This is a genomic window from Novosphingobium sp. B-7, from assembly GCF_000410615.1.
In the GTDB taxonomy this organism is placed as follows: Bacteria; Pseudomonadota; Alphaproteobacteria; order Sphingomonadales; family Sphingomonadaceae; genus Novosphingobium; species Novosphingobium capsulatum.
Genome location: NZ_KE148371.1, coordinates 1,764 through 12,308 on the forward strand (window position 1 = coordinate 1,764; position 10,545 = coordinate 12,308).

9 protein-coding genes are annotated in these 10,545 nt (G+C 65.0%); 5 read left to right on the forward strand and 4 right to left on the reverse strand.

Annotated elements, in window-relative coordinates; genetic code table 11:
- Positions 1-187: 187 nt before the first annotated feature.
- The gene (locus H926_RS0115030) at positions 188-1,657 is read right to left on the reverse strand and encodes a GH1 family beta-glucosidase (RefSeq protein WP_028658059.1); all 1,470 of its coding nucleotides are present in this window, start codon (positions 1,655-1,657) and stop codon (positions 188-190) included.
- A gap of 295 nt (positions 1,658-1,952) precedes the next feature.
- Between H926_RS0115030 and H926_RS0115035 the strand changes: the two genes are divergently transcribed.
- Together H926_RS0115035 and H926_RS0115040 are read left to right on the forward strand one after the other, a co-directional pair.
- Positions 1,953-2,381, forward strand: a complete 429-nt coding sequence (locus H926_RS0115035) for a nuclear transport factor 2 family protein (protein ID WP_022677046.1) — start codon at positions 1,953-1,955, stop codon at positions 2,379-2,381.
- A complete protein-coding gene (locus tag H926_RS0115040) occupies positions 2,381-3,181 on the forward strand; it encodes a ThuA domain-containing protein (RefSeq protein ID WP_022677047.1) in 801 nt (266 codons plus the stop codon). Before H926_RS0115035 ends, H926_RS0115040 begins: the two co-directional genes overlap by 1 nt.
- Positions 3,182-3,303: 122 nt before the next feature.
- Here H926_RS0115040 and H926_RS0115045 read toward each other — a convergent pair whose 3' ends face one another.
- Both H926_RS0115045 and H926_RS0115050 read right to left on the reverse strand, forming a co-directional pair.
- Positions 3,304-4,083: an SDR family NAD(P)-dependent oxidoreductase gene (locus H926_RS0115045; RefSeq protein WP_022677048.1), complete on the reverse strand. Its 780-nt coding sequence runs from the start codon at positions 4,081-4,083 to the stop codon at positions 3,304-3,306.
- Positions 4,084-4,150: 67 nt separating this feature from the next.
- Entirely contained in the window at positions 4,151-6,457 is a 2,307-nt protein-coding gene (locus tag H926_RS0115050) for a TonB-dependent receptor (protein WP_022677049.1), read from the reverse strand.
- 184 nt (positions 6,458-6,641) lie between these two features.
- Between H926_RS0115050 and H926_RS0115055 the strand changes: the two genes are divergently transcribed.
- Positions 6,642-7,673 (forward strand): NADP-dependent oxidoreductase, encoded by a 1,032-nt coding sequence (locus H926_RS0115055; protein WP_028658060.1) that lies wholly within the window; start codon positions 6,642-6,644, stop codon positions 7,671-7,673.
- A 148-nt stretch (positions 7,674-7,821) separates the two neighbouring features.
- Here H926_RS0115055 and H926_RS0115060 read toward each other — a convergent pair whose 3' ends face one another.
- Positions 7,822-8,583, reverse strand: a complete 762-nt coding sequence (locus tag H926_RS0115060; RefSeq protein WP_022677051.1) for an SDR family NAD(P)-dependent oxidoreductase — start codon at positions 8,581-8,583, stop codon at positions 7,822-7,824.
- 150 nt (positions 8,584-8,733) lie between these two features.
- Between H926_RS0115060 and H926_RS0115065 the strand changes: the two genes are divergently transcribed.
- Both H926_RS0115065 and H926_RS27890 read left to right on the forward strand, forming a co-directional pair.
- Positions 8,734-9,531, forward strand: a complete 798-nt coding sequence (locus H926_RS0115065; protein ID WP_022677052.1) for an SDR family NAD(P)-dependent oxidoreductase — start codon at positions 8,734-8,736, stop codon at positions 9,529-9,531.
- Between the two features lie 56 nt (positions 9,532-9,587).
- Positions 9,588-10,545, forward strand: a 958-nt coding sequence (locus H926_RS27890) for an AI-2E family transporter (protein WP_237741063.1), incomplete at its 3' end; no start/stop codon positions are given.

Here is a 10,545-nt window from a genome sequence, read left to right on the forward strand (position 1 = left end):
CAAGATGGCCGGAGCGCCCGGCGCGGCACCGGGCCACAGCGGAATTGAGGGGCCGCCATAGTGGATCGCCGTGGGGCCGGCGCTCGCCTTGGGGCTGGCGGCGGCAAGCGCGCCCAGCGTGGCGAGGCCGCCAAGCAAGGCGCGGCGCGAGGGCGCGATCGTGGTGGTCATCGGTCGGTCCTTTCGCTCAGACCAGGCGATTGGTGCGGATGACTTCGCGATACCAGTCCGCGCTCATCTTGGGGGCGCGCTTCTGCGTGGCGAAATCGACGTGGTGGATGCCAAACAGCTTGGTATAGCCATCTTCCCATTCGAAATTGTCCATCAGGCTCCACAGGAAATAGCCCTTCACCGGCAGCCCCTCGCGCGTGGCGCGCTGCAGGTGGGTGAGGTAGTTGCGCAGGTACATCACGCGATCGGCGTCATAGACCTTGCCATCGGCGGCCACGGCATCATCGGCAGAACAGCCGTTTTCGGAAATGTACAGCGCCTTGGGCTTCCACAGGTCGTTGATGGTGCGCAGCCCCCAATACATCACCTCGGGCGTGACATAGAGCCAGGGCGAGGCCATGCGCGGCGACTGCGGCAGGTGCGGCAGGATCTCATAGCCGCCGGGCTTGCTGGCATCGGCGCGCACGGTGTTGCCGGTGTAGATATTGACCGAAACGAAATCGAGCGGGCTGCCGATCGCGGCCATGTCGCCGGCCTGCACTTTGGGCGCGTCCTTGCCCTGCGCGGCCAGGTAGCTGTCGATGTAGCGGCCTTCCATGATGGCGGTGAGGAACATGGCGTTTTCCTCGCGCACCGCGCGCTTGACCGCGTCGATATGCTCGGGCGTTTCCAGCGCAGGCACAAAGATCGTCGCGTTGTCCGCCAGGCCCACCTGCGTGCCGGGGCGGGCATGGGCGCGGATCGCCTGCACGCCCAGGCCATGGGCCAGCACGCCATGGTGGCGCACCTGGTTAACTTCGCCCATCGGCAGCTTGAGGCCGGGCGCCTTGCCCCCGGTCATATAGCTCAGGTCGGTAAAGCAGCGCAGCTCGTTGACCGTCATGACATGCTTGACGCGGTCGGTCAGCTTGCCGGCCATGAACCCGGCATAGTCGGCAAAGGCCAGCGCGGTGTCACGGTTCTGCCAGCCGCCGGGCAGCGCGGCGGGCAGGTCCCAGTGGAACAGCGTGACATGCGGGGTGATGCCGGCGGCCAGCAGGCCATCGACCAGGCGGTTGTAGTAATCCAACCCCTTGGCATTGGGCTTGCCCTTCCCTTCCGGGAAGATGCGCGACCAAGCCACCGAAAAGCGATAGGCCTTGACGCCCAGTGCCTTCATCAGGGCAATATCCTCGGGATAGCGGTGATAGCTGTCGCACGCCACATCGCCGGTATCGCCGTGGGCAACCTTGCCGGGGGTGTGGGAAAAGATATCCCAGTTGGTGGGCCCTCGCCCGTCTTCCTTCACCGCGCCTTCGATCTGATAGGCTGCGGTGGCGCAGCCCCAGGCAAAATCGGCCGGGAATGCCAGGTCATCGCCCGCGCCCGTCGCGGTGCCGGCCGCAGTTGCGGTTTGTGCCAGCACGGGGTGCGTCCCGCCGATCGATGCGCCCAGGGCGGCCACGCCCAACCCACGGCCCAGATCGCGACGACTGATTCTGCTCATGCTGTCCTCTTCCTTGATAGTGTTCTGGCTTGGTTGTGTTCTGGCGCGAAAGTGTGCGGATCACTGCACCAGATCAGGCCGCCAGGGCCAATGCCAGGGCTGCTGCCAATCGGGCTCGAACCCCCGTATTCTCGGCAATGGTTACGCTATCATTGCCCCTGCTGACAATGCCTGTGTTTGACAAAATCGATTGCTGCGCGCTCGCCGGCCGTGCGCCGCCTGTGCAATCGGCTAGGCGCCGTGGCCCTGCCCCCCGGCTATGGTCGGCGCCAAAGCCATAACGGGAGAGACCCCCATGCCCTTTGCCGGCCCCGCCGAAGATCGCCTGGCCTTGCGCGAACTGCTCGAAACCTATGCCGATGCGGTCACGCGCTGCGATGCCCAGGCCTGGGGGGAAACCTGGGCCGAGGATGCGCAATGGTCGCTGCCCGATTATCCCGAAATTGGCACCACCTGTGGCCGCGCCGCGATCGTGGCGATGTGGGTGGAAGCGATGAAGCATTATCCCGGCATCATGTTCGAAGCCTGGCCCGGCAGCATCGTGGTCGATGGCGATCGCGCCACGCTGCGGTCCTACACTGCTGAGGTCTATGACTGGCCCGATGGCGTGCACCGCGATCGTGGGCAGTATGACGATGAATGCCTCCGCATCGATGGCCGCTGGTATTTCAAGGCGCGCACGTTCCGCAACATCCACCGGCAGATCGCGCCGAAGGGTTTGTAATGCCTATCATTCGCCATCACGCCGGGCTGCGCGCGCTGGTGGCGGTGCGTGGCCATCCGTTTGATCGCACCGGCTTTGATGCCATGTTCCAGGCGATGGACGGCGTCAGCGCGACGATGGTGGACCAGCCCGCCGCCGCCCTGCTGATGAACCCCGATGGCATGGCCGAATTCGACGTGCTGGTGCTCTACGACATGCCCGGCCTCGATTTCGAAGCAGCCGAGCCGCCCGCCATGCTGGCGCCCTCGCCGCAGTTGCAGGCCGGCTTTCGCGCGCTGCTGGAACAGGGCAAGGGCGTGGTGGCGCTGCACCATGCGCTGGCGGCCTGGCCCACCTGGGCCGACTATCATGAATGGCTGGGCGGCCAGTTCCTGTACCGGCCGGCCATGGTGCGCGGCCAACTTGCGCCCGACAGCGGCTATCGCCACGATGTAGCCTATACTGCCCAGACCCATGCCCATCCCGTTACCCACGGAATCCCCACGGAATTTCCTGTGGTGGACGAGCTTTATCTGGCGCAGGTCTTTGCCGATGAGGTGGTGCCGCTGCTCACCTGCGATGCGCCGTTCACGCGCGATCACTTCTGGTCGGCAGACCTTGCCGTGCGCGGCACGATGTTTGCCAACCACGGCTGGGACCATCCGCCCGCCCCACCGCTGATCGGCTGGGCCAAGCAAGCGCTGGCCAGCCGGCTGGTCTATCTCCAGCCCGGCGATGGCCCCGGCGCATGGAACAGCGCGCCCTATCGCACCCTGCTGGAAAACGCGATGCGCTGGGTGGCGCACCAGGACCTGCGTTGAGCCAATATATACTACGTCACCCCGGACTTGATCCGGGGTCCGCTTCTTAGTCACTGGCACAACGCCTTGAAAAACAAGCGTCACCCCGGGTCAAGCCCGGGGTAACAGTGGTGAAAAGGACCTCAGCGCGCGGTCATCCCGCCGTCCACCACGAACTCTGCGCCGGTGATATAGCGTGCCTCGTCCGACGCGAGGAACAGGTTCATGTTAGCGATATCTTCGGGCGCGCCCATATAGCCCATCGGCACCAGGCCCATCACCGCGTCATAGTTGGCGGCATTGTCTTCCAGCGCCACGCCCTGGATATTGGTGGCGATCATGCCCGGATGCACCGTGTTGCAGCGGATGCCGTCGGTGGCCCCTTCCAGTGCGACAACCTTGGAAAACAGCCGCACCCCGCCCTTGCTGGCGGCATAGGCGGCGCAGCCTGGCACGCCGATCAGGCCGGCGACCGAGGAGATATTGATGATCGACCCGCCGCGCGCGCGGCCATCGGCGCCCGGGCGGCGCATCATCACGAACGCGCGCTGCGTGCCCTGGAACACGCTGTTGAGGTTCACGTCGTTCTGCCGCAGCCAATCGGCCGTGGTCACCTTGTCAAACTCGCCCAGCACGGCGATACCGGCATTGTTGACGATAATGTCGAGCGCCCCATCGGCGGCATCGATCGCGGCGATCACCCGGTCCCAATCGGCTTCCGAGGTCACGTCATGCGCCAGCGCCGTGGCCACCCCGCCGGCATCGCGGATCGATTGCGCCACCTGTTCCGCGCCGGCCAGATCGCGATCGGTGACATAGACCCGCGCGCCTTCCTGGGCAAAGCGGATGGCCGTGGCACTGCCCAGCCCGGGCACCGATGCCCCGCCGGTAACGAGGGCGATCTTGCCTTCCAAGCGCTTCATGCTGTTTCCTTTCTTGTGCGACCTTGGCAGGGGCCGGGACCAGGCGCGGCCCGATCCCGACCGGCCATCAGAACTTGAAACCGATCGTGCCGCCATAGGTGCGCGGTTCGAGCGCCATGCCGAATGACCACAGCCCCGCCACGGTAAAGGCATGGGTGGTGGTGCGGATATCGGCAAGGTTGCGCCCGAACACGCGCAGATAGGCATCAGTCTTGTTGATCTTGAAATTGAGCGTCAGGCTGGCATCGACCAGATCCTGGGTCACCGTACGCACGCGCGCATCGTTGCCGCTCACGATCTGGCCGGGCGTGCCGAGCGCCGTGGTGCCCGCCGCGCTCGATGCGATCGAGATCTGCTCGTCATAGGGGCTGATGTGCCGCCACGACAGCGAGCTGACCACGCTGCCGAAATCGGTGGGGACGGTATAGTCGCCGCTGATCGAGCCCGAGAACGTGGGCGCATAGATCAGGCGGTTGGCGGTGTAATCGAACGGCGTGATCGTGGTACCGACCAGGCCGCCCACCACGAAGCGGCGGAAGTGCGACTGCATCAGCGCGGCCGAGGCCGTGATCTTGAAGTTGGAGCTGACGCGCAGCGAGCCGTCGAACTCGATCCCCTTGATCAGCGCGCCGCCCGGCACGTTGCTGGTGATCGTCTGGTTGCCGGTGGAGCAGGCGCACGGGATCGTCGTGTTCTGCTGCATGTTCTTGTAATCAGAGATATAGCCGGCCAGGTTGATGTTCAGGCGGTGATCGAACAGATCAAGCTTGGCACCCACTTCATAGGAATCGAGCGTTTCGGGCTGGAACGGCCGGGTGGCATAGTTCGCGTCGCCCGCGCGCGGGCTGAACCCGCCGGAACGATACCCGCGCGACCAGCTGGCATAGAACATCGCATCGGAATTGGGGCGATAGTCGATGCCCACCTTGGGCGTGAACTTGGAGAAGTTGGCCGAACCGGGCGGGAATGGCGCCCCGAGGAAGCCATTGGCCAGGTACTTGTAATCGTGCGACCAGCGCCCGCCGAACGAGAGGCGTACCTTGTCGATGATCGCCCAGTTGAAATCGGCAAAGGCGGCATAGCTTTCCGACTTGGCGTTTTCGATCTGCGGCGCCGGGTCAAACGTGCACGGCGGGGTGTTGGGCGAAAAGCCGAACACGCGCGAGCACTGCTTGAAATCATACTTGCTGTTGAAATAGAACCCGCCGATCACATAGTCCAAACCCTGGATCAGGTTGCCGGCGGCGCGCAGTTCCTGGCTCCACTGCGTGTAGTTCTGGATGCGATCGACGTAATAGAGATCGGTGGACGAACCGTCGAAATCCTGGGTCTGCCGCTCGGCACTGTGGCGCCAGCCAGTGATCGAGGTCAACTTAACGCTGCCCAGGTTATAGTTCATTTCCAGCGTGGCATCGGGGGCGTGATAGGTGCTGAGCGCCGGCTGGCCGAACGTGGTATAGAGATCGGTGGTGGTGTTGCGGTTGCATTCTTGCGCCGGCTCGAACGCGCAGAACACTTCGCCGGTCTTGGCCAGGTTGCTCACCACCGGCACGAACGACTGGATCACGTTCTCGATAGTGAACTGCGCGGTAAAATCGGAATCGGCCGGCTTGAACAGGATCGTGCCGCCAAAGCTGTCACCCTTGGACGCGCCGTCAGAACGGTTGTAGGTGGCATTGTGATAGAAACCATCGCTCTGGTTGTGGAAGTACCACAGCTTGAGGCCCAGGGTTTCGCCATTGCCGAAATTGCCGATCGCCTTGCCCGACCAGGTATTCCAGCGACCATAGGTGAACTCGGCCTTCATGCCCGCGGTCATGGTCGGCTTGCTGCGCGTGATATTGACCACGCCGCCGATGGTATTGGCGCCAAACAGCGTGCCCTGCGGCCCGCGCAGCACTTCGATCTGGGCAATATCGAACGCGTCCTGCAACTGGCCGGTGTTGGTGCCGATGGTCACGCCATCGACGACCACGCCGACCGTCGGCGTCTGGCTCTTTTCGATGTCGGCATAGGTCAACCCGCGGATAGACAGGTTGGCCGCCTGGGCACCGGAATTCTGCTGGGTGATCAGCAGGCCGGGCGCCGCGCCCTGCAGATCGCCGATGTTCACCGCGGCCTTGTTTTCCAGCATCGCGGCATTGACCGCGGTGATCGCCACCGGCGTGGTCTGCAGCGATTCCGCGCGGCGGCGGGCGGTCACGATGATGGCGTTGGTGTCTTGCGAGACGGCGCTATCGGCCTGCGGGGCAGCATCGGCCGCCGGCGCTTGCGGCGCAGGCGCCCCTTCGGCCAGGGCCAGCCCGGGGAACAGCGGCACGCTGACCCCGGCCAGAAGCACGCACGCAGCACGATTGGCAAAGCAGCCTTTCATCCTCTCACTCCCCCAGTATCTTTATCCCGCAGGGTTCTTGCCCCTTGATGATGGGAACCTATGCCGGGGAGGGCACGCACACCTACTGCAACAAATCATAGGTGCTTGCCCCGGGGTTTGGGCCAAGCTGCAAGCACATGATCGGGGCTGGCCAAGGCAGCCCCGCCGGATTGGGAGAGCAATGATGAACCCCCTGGAAAATCGCCGTTTCCTGTTGCAACGGCGCCCACACGGCACACCACAGCGCGATGACTTCCACCTGGAAACCGGCGCCGTGCCAGCTGCCCCGCAAGGCGGCATGGTAGTGCGCAACCATTTCATCTCGCTCGATCCGGCGCAGCGCGGATGGATGGACGATGCGCCCAGCTATATGCCGCCGATCGCGCTGGGCGATGCCGTGCGCGCCACCACGGTGGGTCGGGTGCACGAGTCGCGCAATCCCGATTTCGCGGTGGGCGACTGGGTGCTGGGCCTTAACGCGATCGAGGATTATTCGGTGGTCACCCCCGGCGGCTTCACCAGCAAGATCGACGTGTCGATCGTCGATAGCCCCTCGCGCTATCTCTCGGCCGTGGGCGCGGTGGGCCTGACGGCCTATTTCGGGCTTACCGATGCAGCGGCACCGCGCGCTGGAGAAACCCTTCTGGTTACAGGTGCAGCCGGGGCAGTGGGATCGATGGTGGGTCAGATCGGCAAGATCCTGGGCCTTAGGGTCATCGGCATTGCCGGCGGCGCGGAAAAGTGCCGCCGCCTGGTGCAGGACTACAGCTTTGACATGGCAATCGACTACAAGGACGCGCACGGGGCCAAGCCGGTCGACGCCCTCTCGGCCGAAATTGCCGCTGCCGCGCCGCAGGGGGTGGATATCCTGTTTGAGAACGTCGGCGGCGATGTGATGGATGCGGTGCTGATGAACCTGGCGCTGCATGCCCGCGTGGTGCTGTGCGGGTTGATCAGCGAATACAACGCCCCGGAAAAGATCGGCATTCGCAACCTGTGGCAGGTGATCGTGAAACAGGCGACGATCAAGGGTTTCCTGATCGCCGGCTATGTCCCCCGCTTTGCCGAAGGCGGCGCGGCCGTGGCGCAATGGATCGGCGAAGGGCGCCTGCGCGTGGACGAGGATATCCAGCATGGCCTGGAAAACGCCTATGACGCATTCATGCGCCTGTTCACTGGCGCCAACACCGGCAAGCTGGTGCTGGCGGTGGAGTGATGGGCGTAAACTCTCTCCCCCTCCTCTTCAGAGGAGGGGTCGGGGATGGTGCGAAGCCTTGCACTACCTTTCCACCACCACCCGACCCCCTCCTCTGAAGAGGAGGGGAGAAATCGCTTCACCCCCCAAACGCACAATCCCCAAAACCTCAGAACTGCACACGCTTGGTATAGCCGCCATCAATCACCACATTGGTTCCCGTGGTGAAAGACGATGCCGGGCTGGCCAGGAACACCACGGTGCGCGCCACTTCTTCCGGCCCGCCCCAGCGGCCCAGCACGAACTGCGCCTGCGTGGCGGCATAGAGTTCGGGCATGACGCCCTCGATCGCTTCCCAGTTGCCGCCGGGAAAGCGGATCGGGCCCGGTGATACACTGTTGACGCGAATGCCCTTGGCGCCCAGCGCCTGGCTCAGCTGTCCGGCATGCACCAGCAGCGCGCCCTTAAGCGCGTTGTAGCCTTGCGGCACGATGAAGGTTTCCACGCCGGCCGTGCTGGCCGTGACCACGATGCTGCCCTCACCCGAGGCGGCGAGCGCCTCTTCCAGCACCTCCACCCCGATGACCAGGCCCATGATGTCGTAATCCAGGCTCTTTTGCCAATCGCCCGTCGCGCCCGCGCCGCTGGTGGAGATCATCGGCACGAAGATATCGCATCCGCCCAGCGCGTCGCGCGCCTGCGTCAGCCACGCGCGATAGGCATCGTGGCCGCTTTCCATGTCGAATGCGCTGCCAAATACCTTGCCGCCATGCGCGGCCAGCGCGGCGGCGGTTTCGGCCACCTGTTCGGCATTGCGCGAACAGAACGCGACATCGGCGCCTTCTGCGGCGAACAGCTCTACCGTGGCGCGGCCGATGCCCCGGCTGCCGCCGGTGAGGATTACCTTTTTCCCCTTGAGTCCCAGATCCATGTTCTCGTTCCTTTCGGACGCGCACGCCGCGCCATGATAGCAGGATCAAACTGGCGCATCGCCCCGGCCGCGCTCCACTGCCCTTTTGGAGAGGAATGGCCTGCGCGTGCCTGTGTTAGCAAGCGGGCAAACGTCATGCGGGAGAGAGCGATGGGCAGGTTGGACGGCAAGCGCGCCGTGGTTCTGGGCGCGAGCAGCGAAGGCAACATGGGCCAGCACATCGCGCGCCGTTTTCTGGACGAAGGCGCACAGGTTCTGGTCGCCGGGCGCAAGGAAAGCGTGCTCGCCGATTTTGCCAGTGCCCATGCGTGCCACTGGGCGGCGTGCGACATCACCAGCCCGGAAAGCCTTGCCGCGATGGCCGATGCGGCGGTTGGCGCGATGGGCGGGGTGGATATTGCCGTCAACGCCACGGGCTGGGGCCTGCTCAAGCCGTTCCTCGATACCACGCGCGACGAACTCGATACCATCACCGCGCTGCAATACATCGGCCCGTTCCAGTTCTACCAGGCGATGATCCGCAAGATGGCGCGCAGCATGGGCGGCCGCGGCGGCAGCCTGATCCAGATCAGCAGCGCCACGGCCACGATCATGCTCAACGATCACGCCGCCTACATGGGCACCAAGGCCGGCACCGACCACGTGGTGCGCTGCGTCGCGCACGAATTTGGTGAGGAAGGCATCCGCGCCAATTCGATCTCGCCGGGCCTCACCGAAACGCCGATGACCGCGCAGGCCAAGGCCGTGCCCGGCCTGTTCGACAGCTTCCTGGCGGGCTATCCGCTGGGCCGCATCGGCACGAGCGACGATATCGCCGCCGCCGCCGTGTTCCTGGCCAGCGACGAATGCTTCATGACCGGGGAAAACCTCCAGGTAAACGGCGGCCTTACCTTGCGGCGCAACCCCACCCGCGTGGAAATGGCCGCGGCCATGGCCAAGGGCGGCTGAAAAAGACCGCCCGCTGCCATCTGGTTTCGCTCGGTGTGCTGCGCTAGGCAGGCCTGATGCAAGCAAGCCATGATGACGACGCGCCCGGAACCTGGACCGCGCAAGGGGCCAACCACGCCACGCGGGCGCAACGGATAACCGGTGTCGTTGCCATCGTGCTGCTGGCGCTGGCTGGCCTGTGGACCTTGCGGATGTTCCTGCCCGCGCTGGGCTGGGGCGTCATCCTGGCGGTCTCGCTTTGGCCGCTCCACGTTACAGCGGCGCAGCGCTGGCCACGCGGGCAGAAGCTGGTCTTGCCTGCGGTGTTCACCCTGCTGGTGCTGCTGGTGTTTGTCATCCCGCTGGTCATGGTCGCCGCCGCCGTGGCGCACGACAGCATGGCCGTGACGCAGTGGCTGGCGCAGGCCCATGCCCAGGGCGTGCCGGTGCCCGATTTCGTGGCGCACCTGCCCTATGGCGATCACCTGGTCGCCTGGTGGCAGCAGACCCTGGCCACGCCCGAGGCGATCGATCGCCTGTCGATGCAGGCACACAAGCTGCATTTTACGTCGGGCGAAAAGATCCTGGGCCTGGTCGCGCATCGCGTGCTGCTGGTCAGCTTCATGCTGCTGACGCTGTTCTTCCTGATGCGCGATGGCGCGCGTGTGGCCCATGCCTTGCGCATCGGCACGCGCCGCGCCTTTGGCGAACTGGGCCTGCGCGTGGCCGATCAGGCGGTGCTGGCGGTGCGCGGCACGGTCAATGGCCTGATCATCATCGGCTTTGGCGAAGGCGTGTTGATGGGCCTGGCCTATGGCTTTGCCGGAGTGGACCATGCCGCGCTACTCGGCCTGCTCACCGCGCTGCTGTCGGCCATTCCGCTCGGCGCGGTGGCGGCGGTGGTCCTCGCCGCTGCCCTGCTCGCCGCGGCCGGCAAGGCGGCGGCGGCGGTGATCGTGCTGGTCTTTGGCGGCGTGGTGATCTTCGTGGCCGATCACTTCGTGCGGCCGGTGTTCATCGGCGGGGGCCCGCGGG

Coding starts and splice junctions, on each gene's coding strand:
- H926_RS0115030 (WP_028658059.1), bottom strand. CDS start 1,657: ATGAGCAGAATCAGTCGTCGCGATCTGGGCCGTGGGTTGGGCGTGGCC.
- H926_RS0115065 (WP_022677052.1), top strand. CDS start 8,734: ATGGGCAGGTTGGACGGCAAGCGCGCCGTGGTTCTGGGCGCGAGCAGC.
- H926_RS0115060 (WP_022677051.1), bottom strand. CDS start 8,583: ATGGATCTGGGACTCAAGGGGAAAAAGGTAATCCTCACCGGCGGCAGC.
- H926_RS0115050 (WP_022677049.1), bottom strand. CDS start 6,457: ATGAAAGGCTGCTTTGCCAATCGTGCTGCGTGCGTGCTTCTGGCCGGG.
- H926_RS0115035 (WP_022677046.1), top strand. CDS start 1,953: ATGCCCTTTGCCGGCCCCGCCGAAGATCGCCTGGCCTTGCGCGAACTG.
- H926_RS0115055 (WP_028658060.1), top strand. CDS start 6,642: ATGAACCCCCTGGAAAATCGCCGTTTCCTGTTGCAACGGCGCCCACAC.
- H926_RS0115045 (WP_022677048.1), bottom strand. CDS start 4,083: ATGAAGCGCTTGGAAGGCAAGATCGCCCTCGTTACCGGCGGGGCATCG.
- H926_RS0115040 (WP_022677047.1), top strand. CDS start 2,381: ATGCCTATCATTCGCCATCACGCCGGGCTGCGCGCGCTGGTGGCGGTG.